The organism is Stutzerimonas chloritidismutans (assembly GCF_051486945.1).
GTDB classification, from domain to species: domain Bacteria; phylum Pseudomonadota; class Gammaproteobacteria; order Pseudomonadales; family Pseudomonadaceae; genus Stutzerimonas; species Stutzerimonas chloritidismutans_B.
Window position 1 is genome coordinate 340,760 of sequence record NZ_JAHVDX010000001.1, and the last position, 15,504, is coordinate 356,263.

Sequence of the window (15,504 nt, forward strand, 5' to 3'; positions counted from 1 at the left end):
CGCGCCAAATCTGTCTCTTCCTGCGGCATCAGCGCAGCCTTCTCTTCGCGAGCGCGCCCGTGGGTCGGGCTCGCTCACGATTCGAGCCGCTCAGCGCACCATGCAGGGCTGCTTGTTATTGAACGTCCAGTTCGGAATCAAGTACTGCATGGCGATGGAATCGTCACGAGCGCCTAACCCCTTCGACAGGTACAGCTCGTGCGCCTGCTGAAGCGCATCGCGGTCCAGCTCGACACCCAGCCCAGGCTTGGCCGGCACAGCGACCTTGCCGCCAACGATCTTCAGCGGATCGCGCGTCAGATGCTGGCCATCCTGCCAGATCCAATGCGTGTCGATCGCCGTAATGGTGCCGGGCGCGGCGGCCGCCACGTGGGTGAACATCGCCAGCGAAATGTCGAAGTGGTTGTTGGAATGCGAGCCCCAGGTCAGCCCCCAGTCATTGCACATCTGCGCGACGCGTACCGAGCCGCTCATGGTCCAGAAGTGCGGGTCGGCGAGCGGAATGTCGACCGATTGCAGCTGAATGGTATGGCCCATTTGGCGCCAGTCGGTGGCGATCATGTTGGTTGCGGTTGGCAAGCCCGTGGCGCGGCGGAACTCGGCCATGACTTCACGGCCGGAGTAGCCGTTCTCGGCACCGCAAGGGTCTTCAGCGTAGGCCAACACGCCGTGAAGGTCTTTGCAAAGTTCAATCGCTTCGGCCAGTGACCAACCGCCATTGGGGTCGAGGGTGATGCGTGCATCAGGGAAACGCTCAGCCAACGCACGTATGGCCTTGACCTCTTCACGGCCCGGCAGCACACCGCCCTTGAGCTTGAAGTCCTTGAAGCCGTAGCGCTCATAGGCAGCTTCGGCCTGGCGCACGATGGTTTCTGGCGTTAGCGCCTCTTCATTGCGCACGCGGAACCAGGCATCGCTGGCGTCGGTTTCGGCGCGGTAGCCGAGATCCGTCTTGTTGCGGTCACCTATATAGAAGAGGTAACCAAGCATCTCCACCGCGTCGCGCTGCTGGCCATCGCCTAGCAACGCGGCGACCGGAACCTGCAAGTGCTGGCCGAGAAGGTCGAGCAGCGCTGACTCGATGGCGGTAATGGCGTGGATGGCAATGCGCAGGTCGAAGGTCTGCAGGCCGCGGCCCGCGACGTCGCGATCGGCGAACGCCTTGCGCGCCTGGTTCAGCAACGCATTGAAATTGCCGACCGACTGGCCGAGCAGGATGGGTTTGGCGTCTTCGAGCGTCTTGCGGATCGCTTCGCCACCCGGGACTTCGCCGACACCGGTGTTGCCGGCGCTGTCCGTGAGAATGAGGATGTTGCGCGTGAAATACGGACCATGGGCGCCGCTCAGGTTGAGCAGCATGCTGTCCTGGCCGGCGACCGGAACCACTACGAGCTCGGTGATGACCGGCGCACCCTGATTTGCGTTGTTCATAGACGTCTCTCTTTTGTTCTTATGGTCCGCGTTGCGGGTCAATCGATTGGCCACCGGGCAGCCTGCCAAATCATGCAGATGCCCGGCTGGCCGCGGTCGATTAGCCGATGTAGGTGGTTTTCACCGTGGTGTAGAACTCCTGGGCATAGCGACCTTGCTCACGTGAGCCATAGGACGACCCTTTGCGGCCACCGAACGGCACGTGGTAGTCCACGCCCGCAGTTGGCAGGTTGACCATCACCATCCCAGCCTGGGAATGCCGCTTGAAGTGGTTGGCATACTTCAGCGAGGTGGTGCAGATGCCAGCGGATAGGCCGAACTCGGTGTCGTTGGCCATGGCCAGTGCTTCGTCGTAATCCTTGACCTTCACCACGTTGGCCACGGGGCCGAAGATCTCTTCGCGGCTGATGCGCATGTCGGCGGTGCTGTCGACGAACAGCGTCGGTGCGAGGAAGTAACCCTCTGTGCCGCAGCTGATGCGTTCACCGCCGCAAGCCAGGCGAGCGCCCTCCTCCTTACCGACCTCGATGTATTTCAGATCCTGCTCAAGCTGGGCCTGCGATACCACCGGGCCAACATCCACGCCCTGCTCGAGCGCCGAACCGACCTTGATCTTCTTGACGCGCTCGATCATTGCCTCGACGAAGCGATCGTAGATGCCCTCGGTCACGATGATGCGGCTGGAGGCCGTGCAGCGTTGGCCGGTCGAATAGAACGCGCTCTGGGTGCAGAGTTCGACGGCGACGTTGAGGTCGGCATCGTCCAGCACGATCTGCGGATTCTTGCCGCCCATCTCAAGCTGGACCTTGGCCTGGCGCGCTGCGCAGGTCGCCGCGATGCCACGGCCGACGCCCACCGAACCGGTAAAGCTGACCGCTTCGACGCGTTTGTCATTGACGATGGCCTCGCCAACTTCACGCCCCTTGCCCATCACCAGGTTGAACACGCCCGCAGGGAAACCCGCGCGCGAAATGATTTCGGCAAGTGCCCAGGCGCAGCCCGGCACTAGATCCGCCGGCTTGATGACCACGCAGTTACCGTAGGCCAGTGCCGGTGCGATCTTCCAAGCGGGAATGGCGATCGGGAAGTTCCATGGCGTGATCAGGCCGACCACGCCCAGCGGCTCCCGAGTGACCTCAACGCTCACGCCCGGGCGAACCGACTGCAGCGTCTCACCGGCCTGGCGCAGGCATTCGCCAGCAAAGAACTTGAAGATATTGCCGGCACGGGCGACTTCGCCGATGGCTTCCGGCAGTGTCTTGCCCTCTTCGCGAGCCAGCAAGGCGCCGAGTTCTTCACGACGCGCGAGGATTTCCAATCCGACCTTTTCCAGCGCATCGGCGCGTGCCTGAATGCCGGAGGTGGACCAGGCCGGGAATGCCTTGCGGGCGGCGGCGATGGCTGCGTCGACTTGGGCCGCGTCGGCCTGAGCGTATTCGCCGATGACATCCGACAGGTCGGAGGGGTTGATGTTGGCCTGGTAGTTCTTGCCGGCTACCCATTGGCCATCGATGTAGTTGTCGTAACGCTTTGCGTCTGCCACGTAATTCTCTCCTTCGTGTTGTCCGCCGGTGAGCAAGCCGCTGGCCCGCGCACCTAGCAGATGGGGCGAGTGATTTTCCGGGCGGGCGGTTATTGAGCGCCCTGCTTGGCCATCAGCGCAGCCAACGCCTCGTACTCGTCGGGGAGCAGGTCAGTCAACGGAGCACGAACCGGGCCCGCGTCATAGCCAGCGATCTTGGCGCCCGCCTTGACGATGCTGACGGCATAGCCCTTGCAGCGGTTGCGGATGTCCAGGTACGGCAGGAAGAAATCGTCGATCAGCTTGCCTACGGTTTCGTGGTCGTCGCGCGAGATGGCCTTGTAGAAGTCCATTGCCGTCTTGGGAACGAAGTTGAACACCGCGGACGAATAGACCGGCACGCCCAGCGCCTTGTACGCAGCGGCATAGACTTCCGCGGTCGGCAGGCCACCAAGGTAGGTCAGGCGATCGCCCAGGCGACGGCGGATGGAGACCATCAGCTCGATATCGCCCAGTCCGTCCTTGTAACCGATGAGGTTCGGGCAGCGCTCAGCCAATTGCTCAAGCAGCGGCGCGGTCAGGCGGCACACGTTGCGGTTGTAGACGACTACACCGATGTCCACGGATTTGCAGACCTCTTCAACGTGTTTCGCTACGCCTTCCTGGCTCGCTTCGGTCAGATAATGCGGCAACAGCAGCAGCCCCTTCGCTCCCAGACGCTCAGCTTCCTGGGCCATCTGAACAGCTACGCGGGTCGGGCCACCAACGCCAGCAAGGATCGGGACCTGACCGGCGCAGGTATCGACGGCCGTCTTGATGATCTCCGGATACTCCTGAGGCGTCAGCGAAAAGAACTCGCCCGTGCCACCGGCGGCGAAGAGCGCCGTTGCGCCGTAAGGCGCCAGCCATTCCAGGCGCTTCACATAGCCGGCACGGTGGAAGTTGCCCTGCTGGTCAAAATCGGTGACCGGAAATGACAGCAGACCAGACGAGAGGATGGCCTTCAGTTCTTGTGGGTTCATTGTTTGAGCATCCTATGAAGCTATCGGTGTTATGAGGTAAGGGGCCGCAGCCTTGAGATACGTTATCGTACAACTTTAGAGGATGCTACCGCTTTGTGTGTTTTTCTCTTGAACGGCTCTGGCGCGGGCTTGCGTGGATCGAGTCTACGCGACTGACGTCTTCTCGAGCTCATATCGATCGACCGTCAACCTTGTTTATAGCGAGTCAACGAACCAAACGTAGACCGGCCGGTCACAGCGGCCGATGAAAGTGTTTCGGTGATTTGACATCGCCAAATTGCGCTGTTAAAAATCTCAGCAAGTCATACGACGACGTATGACAAAAACAACCAGAGCCCGAAAAGCCATGACTTATTCCGCACGCCAAAGCGTTGCACTGCCTGTCTTGATCAGACAGCGCCCGCACCGCTCCACCGCCTGCATCGTGCAGCGCGCTTTCGGTGTCTCTTCACCTCTTTCCTTTACCTATCAAGCCGCCCCCGAACTCCAAGTCTGGCAGTCGCCGGGCTAGTGCAGCACCGCCAGTCGAAACGCTCACAATAATAATCAGGAGCCCGTAACTCGATGTCAGACGCCCACCACGCCACGCCCGTCGTTACCCGGATGCAGGTCATTCCGGTTGCCGGCTACGACAGCATGCTTCTCAACCTGTGCGGCGCACATGCCCCCTACTTCACCCGCAACCTTGTGATTCTGGAAGACAGCGCCGGCCGTAGTGGAATCGGCGAAGTCCCGGGCGGCGAAGGCATTCGCCGAGCACTTGAGCGCACCCGCGGCCTCGTCGAGGGCCAGCAAGTAGGCCGTTACAACCGCATCCTCAACACGTTGCGCCAAGCGATTGCCGGTGGCACGGCCGCAGGGCCCCAGACCACCCAGCACCAGGTCACCTCGGATGCCGAAGCCGCCGTACTCAAACAGCCGCACGAGATCAACCTCCGGCTGGACAATGTCATCACGGCAGTCGAGGCAGCGTTGTTGGATTTGCTCGGGCAACATCTGCAGGTACCGGTCGCCGAATTGCTCGGCAACGGGCAACAGCGCGACAGCGTGCCCATGCTGGCCTATCTCTTCTATGTCGGTGACCGCACCCGGACCGACCTGCCCTATCTGGCTGGAACCGGTTCGGCCGACGACTGGTATCACCTGCGCCACCAAGAAGCGGTGACGCCCGAAGCTGTAGTCCGCCTAGCCGAGGCTGCCCGTGCGCGCTACGGTTTCAAGGATTTCAAACTCAAGGGCGGCGTTATGCGTGGGGAAGAGGAAATGCAGGCAGTCGCCGGCATCAAGGCTCGCTTCCCCGACGCCCGCGTCACGCTGGACCCGAACGGCGCCTGGTCGCTGGCCGAAGCTGTGGCGCTGTGCAAGGGCAAGGATCATATCCTTGCCTACGCCGAAGATCCGTGCGGGCCGGAAAACGGTTACTCCGGGCGTGAAATCATGGCGGAGTTCAAGCGCGCCACCGGCATCCCCACCGCCACCAACATGGTCGCTACCGACTGGCGCCAGATGGGCCACTCGTTGCGCCTCGAGTCGGTCGACATCCCGCTCGCCGATCCGCATTTCTGGACGATGCAGGGCTCGGTCCGGTTGGCGCAGATGTGCGAACAGTTCGGCCTGACCTGGGGTTCGCACTCGAACAACCACTTCGATGTGTCACTGGCCATGTTCACCCATGCCGCTGCGGCTGCGCCGGGCACCATTACCGCGATCGATACCCACTGGATCTGGCAGGAAGGCCAAGAACGTCTGACCCGTGAACCGCTGCAGATCGTGGGTGGCGAGGTCCAGGTCCCTGACCGCCCGGGCCTCGGCATCGAGCCGGACATGGATAGGATCATGGCCGCCCACACGCTCTATAACAAAGTCGCCACCGGCGCTCGTGACGACGCCATGGCCATGCAGTACCTGGTGCCTGGCTGGAAGTACGACCCCAAGCAACCGAGCCTGGGCCGCCCATAAGAAGAAACACCCTTTTTTACGACGCAACCGCAAACCACCGGAGAGACAACAATGAAAAAAACCATCAGCGCCTCCCTTATTTCCGCTGTTCTGGCCACCGCCGTCAGCGGCGCCTTCGCTGCCGAAACCGACTGGCCCAGCCGCCCGGTACAGGTCGTGGTGATCGCCAACGCTGGCGGCGACACCGACTTCAATGCCCGCACCATGGCCAAGTACTTCACCAAGATCACCGGCGAAGCGATGGTCATCACCAATGTCGCCGGCGGCGGTGGCACGTTGGCGGCCGAGCAGGTCAAGCAGGCCGACCCGGACGGCAACACCATTCTCTTCACCCATACCGGCCAGCTGATCGTCAATGAGGTCGCCGGCCTCACCGAAGACAGCCTCGATGCGTTCGACATCTGCTGCATCGCCGGCGTCGACAAGGGCGCTATCTTTGTCGCGTCCAAGGACTCCGGGATCAAATCGCTTGAAGACTTGATCGCCAAGTCGAAGGCCGAACCCAGCAGCGTGACCTACGGCACCGAGATGGGCAGCTACTCCCACCTGCAGGGCTTGATGTTCGAAGGCCTGACCGACACCAAACTGAAAATGGTCGACGCCGGGACAGTTTCCGAGAAGGTCGTTGCCATGCTCGGTGGCCGTATCGACCTGGCCGCGATCAGCTACGGCTCGGTTCAGGACTACGTGACCAGCGGTGAAATGGTCGCCCTTGGCCAGCCCAACGCGGAACGTAACGAGCTGCTCGGCAAGATTCCAACGTTCAAGGAACAAGGCGTCGACTTCGTCATGGACAAGCCGTACGTGGTCGCCTTCCCCGACGGCACCGACCCGGCAATCATCGAGAAGATGGCCGGCATCATGAAGCAGATCACCGAGATGCCGGAGTACGCGGAAGAGCTGCGCAAGACCTTCAAGCAGCCGGTGAGCTACTACGGCACCGAGCAGTCGCTCGAGCGCCTGAAGGAAACCCGCGAAGACTTCATGCAGTACAAGGACGAGCTGCGTCAGGGCAAGTAAGCCTCGCAACCGGTACCGGGCGCACGTGCGCCCGGCCACTCCCTTCCGATACGAGACCCGCCCATGGATACCTACAAGAGAAAGGAGTTACTGGTCGGCGTGCTGATGCTCGCCGCCGGCCTGTTCTACCTGTTCCTGACCATCAATCTTCCGCGCAAAGGTTTCATCGACGCCTCCACGGTGCCCTACATCCTCGCCATCGGGCTGTGCCTGCTGGGCGTTCTGCAGTTGCTGGCGGCCCGCGCCGCGACCCCGCCCGCCGCCGATCCTGACGACGAAGCCACCGGGGAGGAAAAGACGCCACCGGACTATCCAACCGTTTTCAAGACATTGGCGCTGATCGCGATCTACGTCGCGCTCCTTCAAAAGGTCGGTTTCTTGATCATGACGGCGCTTTATCTCTATGTGCAGTTCATCGTCATCACGCCGCGCGAGCAGAAGATCAACCACCTCACCTACGCCATCATCGCGGTCGTAGCATCCGCCGCCATCTTCTTTATCTTCCGGCAGGGCTTCGATCTGATGCTCCCGACCGGCTTTCTGAAATTCTAGGAGGCGGCCATGTTCGAACTACTGCAGGCCGGTTTTGGCGCGGTGTTTTCACCGTACATTTTCATCCTTATCACCCTCGGCGTCGCAGTCGGCATCGTGTTCGGCGCTGTGCCTGGCCTTTCGGCGACCATGGCGATCGCGCTTTGCCTCCCCTTGACCTACACCATGGGCCCCGCCGCCGGCCTGTCGTTGCTCGTTGCGCTGTTCATTGGGGCGACCTCCGGGGGCCTCATTTCGGCCATCCTGCTAAAAATCCCCGGCACGCCCGCCTCCATCGCCACGACCTTCGACGGCGCGCCGATGATGGAAAAAGGCCAGGGCATCAAGGCGCTCGGCGTCGGCGTGGTGTTTTCCTTCATCGGTACCGTGTTCAGTATCGTCGCGCTCATGTCCATTGCGCCGTCGCTGGCCAAGGTCGCGTTGCGCTTCGGCCCGCATGAGTACTTTGCTATCGCGATCTTCTCGCTGACGCTGATCGCCACGCTGTCCACCGGTTCGCTGCTCAAAGGCATCTACGCCGGTACGCTCGGCTTTGCCTTTTCCACGGTGGGTATCGCCCCGGTCGATGCCATTCGCCGGTTCACCTTCGACTCACCGAACCTCAACGGCGGCTTTGCGATGCTGACGGTGATGATCGGAATGTTCGCGGTCGCCGAAGTCATCAAGATCGCTGAAACCGGTCGCTCCATGCACAAGACCAAGGTCAGCTCGGTGAGCATGAAAGGCGTCAAGGGCTTCGGTTTCTCGCTCAAGGAGTTTTTCGGCCAGATTCCCAACGCGTTTCGTTCTTCGCTGATCGGCATCGGTATCGGCATTCTGCCGGGCATCGGTGCAGGTACGTCGAACATCGTGTCCTACATCATCGCCAAGAAGCGTTCCAAGCACCCCGAGCAGTTCGGCAAGGGCGCGGTCGAGGGCGTCGTCGCGAGCGAGACCGCTAACAACGCCGGTATCGGCAGCGCCATGATCCCGCTGATGACCTTGGGTATCCCGGGCGATACTGTTACGGCGATCCTGCTGGGCGGTTTCATGATCCACGGTATCCAACCCGGTCCGCTGCTGTTCATCAGCCAGGGCGCGCTCGTCTACACCATCTTCGCCGCGCTGATTTTGGCGTCGGTGATGATGCTGGTGCTGGAGTTCTACGGGCTGCGTATCTTCATCAAGCTGCTGGCAATCCCCAAACACATCCTGCTGCCCATCATCTTGGTGCTCTGCGTGGTGGGCGCCTTCGGCCTCAGCAGCCGCGTGTTCGATGTCTGGACGATCCTGCTGTTCGGCCTGATCGGTTACGGCTTCGTCAAAGGTGGCATGCCGGCCGCACCGTTCATCATTGGGTTCATCCTCGGGCCCATGGCCGAAACCAACTTCCGTCGTGGCCTGATGTTGTCGGACGGCAACTTCATGGGCTTCCTGAGCAACCCGATAGCAGCGACCTTCCTGATGCTGGCGCTCGCCTCGGTGCTCTGGCACCTAGTGAGTGCGTTCCGTGGTCGCAAGGGCGCGGTGGGCAAGCTTCAGGGCACCTGAACCCTGCCTGGTTGCATGCAGGGGCTCCGGCCCCTGTTCGCATTTCTCGTTTCATCTCCGCTGGCGTGAGCTGGGCTGATGAAGGCGAGGTGCCTGGCGCGACGTAGCACCGCGTCTCTGTCAGGTAACGCTGGTTCAGCCCAGCTGCGTGCTGGCGCCGCGTGGCGGCGCCACGCCCGTTATCCCCGACGGCCGATTTCAGCCTGCTGTACCGTCCAGCCCGCAACCCGCTCACTCAGGGTCAACCCAAGCCCTGGGCGGCTGGGCACTAGCATGCGACCGTCGCGGATTTCCAGGCGCTCGTCGAATAGCGGCTCCAGCCATTCGAAGTGCTCGACCCAGGGTTCCCGCACGTGGGTCGCGGCCAGATGCACGTGCAGCTCCATGGCGAAATGGGGCGCCAATGTCATGCCGGCCTGTTCGGCCAGCGTCTGGACCCGCAGGTATGGCGTTATTCCGCCGACGCGAGGTGCATCCGGCATCAGATAGTCCGCCCCGTGAAGGCGTATGAACTCCCAATGCTCGGCCGGGCTGGTGAGCATCTCGCCGGTCGCGATTGGTGTATCGAATTGGCGCACTAGATCGGCATGGCCCTCGGCGTCGTGGCAGTCCAATGGCTCCTCGATCCACACCAGATCGAAGGGTTCCAGACGCCGACACATGCGCCGCGCCATAGCACGATCCCATTGCTGGTTGGCATCGACCATCAGTGGAAAGGCATCGCCCAAGTGCTGGCGCACCGTCGCCACGCGATGCAGATCCAGCGCCCAGTCCGGCTGGCCGACCTTGAGCTTGATCCCGCCGATCCCCTTCTCACGTGACACATCGGTATTGCGCAAGAGCTGATCCAGCGGCGTGTGCAAAAATCCGCCCGAGGTGTTGTAGCAACGCACCGAGTCGCGATGGGCACCGAGCAACCGTGCAAGCGAAAGCCCGGCGCGACGGGCCTTGAGGTCCCAAAGGGCTACGTCGAAGGCGCCAATGGCCTGTGTCGCCAAGCCGCTGCGCCCAACCGATGCACCTGCCCAGCAGAGCTTGTCCCAAAGCTTGGCGATGTCGCTGGGGTTCTCGCCCAGCAAGTTAGGCGCGACGTCCAACGCGTGTGCAAACTGGCCGGCCCCTCCGGCGCGCTTGGAATAGCTGAAGCCGAGCCCGCGGTGGCCGTCCTGAGTTTCAATCTCGGCAAGGAGGATCGCGATTTCCGTCATCGGCTTTTGCCGGCCCGTAAGCACTTTGGCGTCGCTGATCGGGTTAGCCAAGGGCAGTGCTACGGAGCGCAGATGAATCCACCGAATGCGATCGTCATCGGCGCGGGTTGGGGACGTGTCGTTCATGGACGCTCCTGGGTGGTTGTATTAAGTGCTGCGCCCTTGGCCGAAAACCCAGCCTAGACGGGCACGCCGCGGAGTGATCAAGGTGCTAACACCAAGTCATCATACAACCATAGCTTGTGTTTCCCGGTTTGCCCTGCCAATCAAGGCCGCCACGCCTACCCGACTTTAGTCCTAGGCACTCGCTTGGCTCAAGAGAAGCGCCACCCAGCCAAGGCGCCCGATAACGCCCTTGCAACAGCCGTTATTGCTGCATTTAGCGCCGTTTCACCGCACCGTATCGAAAGCTTTCTGCCCACGCCTCCTCTCGTTTGGCCTATAAATCCGGCTTGACAAGATACAACCAGCTACAAATAATCGAGCCAAGTCATCCGACAACAGATGACGTAAAAACAATAAGCGACGGGCAGATAACAATGACCAGTACGACAACCGCACCCACACCCTTCAACCGCCTCCTGCTGACAGGCGCCGCAGGAGGGCTGGGCAAGGTATTACGCGAATCGCTGCGCCCCTACGCCAACATCATTCGCCTCTCCGACATCGCCCCCATGGAGCCAGCCGCTGGCGACCACGAAGAGGTGATGCCATGCAACCTGGCCGATAAGGCTGCCGTGCACGCGCTGTGCGAAGGCGTGGACGCAATCGCTCACTTCGGCGGTGTCTCGGTTGAACGTCCCTTCGAAGAAATCCTGGAAGCCAACATCAAGGGTGTCTTCCACATCTACGAAGCCGCACGCCGCCACGGCATCAAGCGCGTAGTGTTCGCCAGCTCTAACCACGTTATCGGCTTCTACAAGCAGACCGAGACGATCGACGCCGGCGTCGCGCGCCGGCCGGACAGCTACTATGGCTTGTCCAAGTCTTACGGCGAGGACATGGCCAGCTTCTACTTCGATCGCTACGGCATCGAGACCGTCAGCATCCGCATCGGCTCGTCGTTCCCCGAACCGCTGAATCGCCGAATGATGGCAACGTACCTCAGCTATCGCGACCTGACGGACCTCATCGGCCAGTCGCTCTTCACGCCCGACGTCCGCCATACGGTGGTCTATGGCGCCTCGGCGAACCGTGACGTCTGGTGGGACAACCACATGGCTGCGCACTTGGGCTTCGAGCCCAAGGACACCTCCGAGGTCTTCCGCGAGAAAATCGAACAGCAGCCGCCCTACGCGCCCAACGATCCGGCGCTGATCTACCAGGGCGGCGCCTTCTGCGAAGCCGGTCCCTTCGAGGATTGATCCCGCCACGCCGCGAATAACGACAAGAGAATCGCAAATGGCTACCCAAGCAGAACTGATCGTCGACGCGCGCAACGCTACCGGGGAGAGCCCTGTCTGGGTCGCTGCCGAGCAGGCGCTCTACTGGGTCGATATCCCCAATCGCCAGCTCCAGCGCTGGACGGCGGCAGATAGCACAGTGACCCGCTGGACGGGCGAACAGATGTTGGCTTGCATCGCCCGTCGAGCGGCTGGGCGCTGGGTCGCGGGCATGGAAGATGGCCTTTTCGAAATCGCGCCCCAGGATGACGGCAGCCTGACGACCACTCGGCTGGCTGACGTCCGCCACGGACATGACGCCATGCGCTTCAACGATGGCCGCTGCGACCGTCAGGGCCGTTTCTGGGCTGGCACCATGGTCATGGACATGGCAGCAGGCGTTCCGGCGGGCGCCCTGTATCGGTTCACCGCTGGTTCCGACAGCCAACCGCTGGAGGCCCAGCTTTCGGATTTCGTCGTTCCAAATGGGCTGGCATTCAGCCCTGACGGACGCACGATGTACCTTTCCGATTCGCATCCCAGCGTCCAGTGCATCTGGGCATTCGACTACGACATCGATACCGGTACACCGAGCAACCGACGCGTCTTCGTCGACATGAACCAGTACCCCGGTCGACCGGACGGTGCGGCAGTCGATAGCGATGGCTGCTACTGGATCTGCGGTAACGACGCCGGGCTCATCCATCGATTCACGCCGGACGGCCGCCTCGACCGTTCGCTTGAGGTTCCGGTCAAGAAGCCGGCCATGTGCGCCTTTGGCGGTCCCGGCCTGGACACCCTGTTCGTGACATCCATTCGTCCCGGTGGTGATCTCTCCGACCAGCCGCTGGCTGGCGGCGTATTCGCCCTGAACGCCGGCTGCACCGGCCTGGAGGAACCTCACTTCGGCTAACGCTCCACCCTGGGGCCTGGGTGGCAAATCCAGGCTCCGACGCTAGCAACACTGCACACCAACAAAAACAAGACGGAGATTCACATGGACTTCAAACGCAAGTTGCTCATCGCTGCACTTCCCCTCGCCTTTTGCCTGTCGAGCGCTGCCCAGGCGGCCATGACGCTGAAGATTGCTGAGATCCATCCTGCTGGTTACCCGACCGTCGTCGCTCAGGAACATATGGGCGAAAACATCGAAAAAGCCACAGACGGTGAACTCAAGTTCCGCATGTTCTCCGGCGGTGTCCTGGGTTCGGAAAAAGAAGTCGTCGAACAGGTGCAGATTGGCGCCGTGCAGATGACTCGAGTCAGCCTCGGCACGCTCGGACCGGTAGTCCCGGACGTGAACGTGTTCAATATGCCGTTCGTGTTCCGCGATCATGAACACATGCGCAAGGTTATCGATGGCGAAATCGGCCAGGAGATCCTCGACAAGATCACCAACTCCGAATTCAACATGGTCGGCCTGGCGTGGATGGACGGCGGCGTTCGCAACCTCTACACCAAAGAGCCGGTACGCAGCCTCGAAGATCTCAAGGGTAAGAAGATCCGTGTGATCGGCAACCCGATGTTCATCGAGACCTTCAACGCATTGGGTGCCAACGGCATCGCCATGGACACCGGTGAGATTTTCAGTGCGCTGCAAACCGGTGTGGTCGATGGCGCGGAGAACAATCCGCCGACCATGCTCGAGCACAACCACTTCCGTAGCGCCAAGTACTACACGCTGACCGGCCACCTGATCCTCCCCGAGCCGATCGTGATCTCCAAGGCCACCTGGAACAAGCTCACGCCCGAGCAGCAGGAGATCGTCAAGAAGTACGCCAAGGAAGCGCAGTTCGAAGAGCGCAAGCTGTGGGACGAAAAGACCGCTAGCAGCGAAGCCAAGCTCAAGGAAGCCGGCGTCGAGTTCATCGAGGTGGACAAGAAGCCCTTCTTCGATGCTACCGCTCCGATTCGCGAGAAGTACGGCGCGCCGTATGCCGACCTGATCAAGCGTATCGAAGCGATCCAGTGATTCGTTCTCTTTGAAAAACTCGCGGCGGCGGGCCTGCACCGCCGCCGCGCTTGTGGTGAACCTGATGAAAAACACGCTGCTGCGCGTCAACGACGCGATCTACATGACCTGCGTATGGGTCGCTGGCCTGGCCATCGTGGTCATGTCCATGATCATCCCCTGGGGGATCTTCGCGCGCTACGTGCTGGGCACTGGGGCCGGTTGGCCAGAACCCGTAGCCATCCTGCTGATGGTGATCTTTACCTTTCTTGGCGCTGCCGCCAGTTACAGAGCCGGCGCGCACATGGCGGTGAGCATGTTCACCGATCGCCTCCCGCCGTTTCTGCACCGCCACGTCGAGCTATTGGTGCAGATTCTGATGGGCATCATTTGTCTGTTCATGACCATCTGGGGCGCGAAGCTGTGCATCGCTACCTGGAACCAGTTCATGAGCACGCTGCCGACCTTGCGCGTCGGGATTACCTACTCGCCGATTCCCATTGGCGGCGCAATCACCTTGCTGTTCGTGCTCGAACGGCTGTTATTCGGCGACCAGAGCAAGCGTCGCGTCGTTGATTACGAGTTTGTTGAGAACAGCAAGGAGGCCACGTAAATGGATGCTCTGGTTTTGCTTGGCAGCTTTGCCGTCCTGTTTCTACTGCGTATGCCCGTCGCCTACGCCCTAGGTTTGTCCGCGCTGATTGGCGCCTGGTGGATCGATATCCCGTTCGACGCAGTGATGATTCAGGTCGCCGGCGGGGTCAACAAGTTCTCGCTGCTGGCCATCCCCTTCTTCGTGCTGGCGGGCGCAATCATGGCCGAAGGCGGCATGTCGCGCCGGCTGGTGGCCTTCGCCGGTGTGCTGGTCGGTTTTGTTCGCGGCGGGCTGTCGCTGGTCAACATCATGGCCTCGACCTTCTTTGGTGCTATCTCGGGATCGTCCCTGGCGGACACCGCCTCGGTGGGCTCCGTGCTTATTCCTGAGATGGAAAAGAAAGGCTACCCACGCGAGTTCTCCACCGCCGTCACGGTCAGTGGCTCGGTGCAGGCGCTGCTCACCCCACCCAGCCACAACTCGGTGCTCTACTCGCTGGCAGCTGGCGGAACGGTATCGATTTCCTCGTTGTTCATCGCCGGCATCGGTCCTGGGCTGCTGCTGAGCGCGGTGATGATGAGCATGTGCCTGCTGTTCGCTCGGGCGCGCAACTATCCCAAGGGAGAGGTCATTCCGCTGCGCCAGGCATTGAAGATCTGCGCCGAAGCGCTCTGGGGCCTGATGACCATGGTCATCATCCTCGGCGGCATCCTCTCGGGCGTCTTCACCGCGACCGAGTCCGCGTCGATCGCTGTGGTCTGGGCGTTCTTCGTGACCATGTTCATCTACCGTGACTACAAGTGGCACGAGCTGCCAAAACTGCTGCACCGCACCGTGCGCACCCTGTCGGTGGTGATGATCCTAATCGCCTTCGCCGCCAGCTTCGGCTACATCATGACCCTGATGCAGATCCCGTCGAAGATCACCACGCTGTTCCTGACGCTGTCGGACAACCGCTACGTGATCCTGATGTGCATCAACCTAATGCTGCTGGTGCTGGGCACGCTGATGGACATGGCGCCGCTGATCCTGATCCTCACGCCGATCCTGATGCCAGTCATCACCGGCATTGGAGTCGACCCGGTGCACTTCGGCATGATCATGCTGGTCAACCTCGGTATCGGCCTGATCACGCCACCGGTCGGTGCGGTACTCTTCGTCGGCGCAGCGATTGGCAAAGTGACCATCGAGAATACCGTGAAGGCACTGCTGCCCTTCTATATCGCGCTGTTCATGGTGCTTCTCGCTGTCACATACATTCCGGCGATTTCCCTCTGGCTGCCGAGCATGGTGCTCTGACAGTCCTCCGCGCAGGAATGAGGACGCCGCCCA

The 15,504-nt window shown here is 61.4% G+C and carries 13 protein-coding genes; 9 read left to right on the forward strand and 4 right to left on the reverse strand.

The window, feature by feature from the left end:
- Positions 1 to 90 precede the first annotated feature (90 nt).
- From gudD to kdgD, 3 genes are all read right to left on the reverse strand, one after another.
- Positions 91 to 1,431 carry a glucarate dehydratase gene (gene gudD / locus KXR72_RS01410; RefSeq protein WP_437419351.1) on the reverse strand — a complete coding sequence of 447 codons (1,341 nt, stop codon included), beginning with the start codon at positions 1,429 to 1,431 and terminating at the stop codon, positions 91 to 93.
- Between the two features lie 100 nt (positions 1,432 to 1,531).
- Positions 1,532 to 2,974 (reverse strand): aldehyde dehydrogenase family protein, encoded by a 1,443-nt coding sequence (locus tag KXR72_RS01415; protein WP_437419352.1) that lies wholly within the window; start codon positions 2,972 to 2,974, stop codon positions 1,532 to 1,534.
- Between the two features lie 89 nt (positions 2,975 to 3,063).
- Positions 3,064 to 3,975 carry a 5-dehydro-4-deoxyglucarate dehydratase gene (gene kdgD / locus KXR72_RS01420; protein WP_437419353.1) on the reverse strand — a complete coding sequence of 304 codons (912 nt, stop codon included), beginning with the start codon at positions 3,973 to 3,975 and terminating at the stop codon, positions 3,064 to 3,066.
- A 564-nt stretch (positions 3,976 to 4,539) separates the two neighbouring features.
- Here kdgD and KXR72_RS01425 point away from each other — a divergent pair.
- The 4 genes from KXR72_RS01425 (at position 4,540) to KXR72_RS01440 (ending at position 9,036) form a co-directional block, all read left to right on the forward strand.
- Positions 4,540 to 5,934, forward strand: coding sequence for an enolase C-terminal domain-like protein (locus KXR72_RS01425; protein WP_437419354.1), 1,395 nt, complete (start codon positions 4,540 to 4,542; stop codon positions 5,932 to 5,934).
- A gap of 51 nt (positions 5,935 to 5,985) precedes the next feature.
- Positions 5,986 to 6,954 carry a tripartite tricarboxylate transporter substrate binding protein gene (locus KXR72_RS01430; protein WP_437419355.1) on the forward strand — a complete coding sequence of 323 codons (969 nt, stop codon included), beginning with the start codon at positions 5,986 to 5,988 and terminating at the stop codon, positions 6,952 to 6,954.
- A 63-nt stretch (positions 6,955 to 7,017) separates the two neighbouring features.
- A complete protein-coding gene (locus KXR72_RS01435) occupies positions 7,018 to 7,506 on the forward strand; it encodes a tripartite tricarboxylate transporter TctB family protein (protein WP_437419356.1) in 489 nt (162 codons plus the stop codon).
- A gap of 9 nt (positions 7,507 to 7,515) precedes the next feature.
- Entirely contained in the window at positions 7,516 to 9,036 is a 1,521-nt protein-coding gene (locus KXR72_RS01440) for a tripartite tricarboxylate transporter permease (RefSeq protein ID WP_437419357.1), read from the forward strand.
- A 179-nt stretch (positions 9,037 to 9,215) separates the two neighbouring features.
- On the opposite strand, the gene KXR72_RS01445 is transcribed toward KXR72_RS01440, so the two are convergent.
- Positions 9,216 to 10,370, reverse strand: a complete 1,155-nt coding sequence (locus tag KXR72_RS01445; protein WP_437419358.1) for an L-talarate/galactarate dehydratase — start codon at positions 10,368 to 10,370, stop codon at positions 9,216 to 9,218.
- A gap of 413 nt (positions 10,371 to 10,783) precedes the next feature.
- Here KXR72_RS01445 and KXR72_RS01450 point away from each other — a divergent pair, with 413 nt between their 5' ends.
- From KXR72_RS01450 to KXR72_RS01470, 5 genes are all read left to right on the forward strand, one after another.
- Positions 10,784 to 11,608 (forward strand): NAD-dependent epimerase/dehydratase family protein, encoded by an 825-nt coding sequence (locus KXR72_RS01450; protein WP_437419359.1) that lies wholly within the window; start codon positions 10,784 to 10,786, stop codon positions 11,606 to 11,608.
- A gap of 37 nt (positions 11,609 to 11,645) precedes the next feature.
- Positions 11,646 to 12,539 (forward strand): SMP-30/gluconolactonase/LRE family protein, encoded by an 894-nt coding sequence (locus KXR72_RS01455; RefSeq protein ID WP_437419360.1) that lies wholly within the window; start codon positions 11,646 to 11,648, stop codon positions 12,537 to 12,539.
- An 84-nt stretch (positions 12,540 to 12,623) separates the two neighbouring features.
- Positions 12,624 to 13,598 (forward strand): TRAP transporter substrate-binding protein, encoded by a 975-nt coding sequence (locus tag KXR72_RS01460; RefSeq protein WP_437419361.1) that lies wholly within the window; start codon positions 12,624 to 12,626, stop codon positions 13,596 to 13,598.
- A 64-nt stretch (positions 13,599 to 13,662) separates the two neighbouring features.
- The gene (locus KXR72_RS01465) at positions 13,663 to 14,190 is read left to right on the forward strand and encodes a TRAP transporter small permease (protein ID WP_437419362.1); all 528 of its coding nucleotides are present in this window, start codon (positions 13,663 to 13,665) and stop codon (positions 14,188 to 14,190) included.
- Positions 14,191 to 15,471: a TRAP transporter large permease gene (locus KXR72_RS01470; RefSeq protein WP_437419363.1), complete on the forward strand. Its 1,281-nt coding sequence runs from the start codon at positions 14,191 to 14,193 to the stop codon at positions 15,469 to 15,471. It begins immediately after the preceding gene.
- Positions 15,472 to 15,504 lie beyond the last annotated feature (33 nt).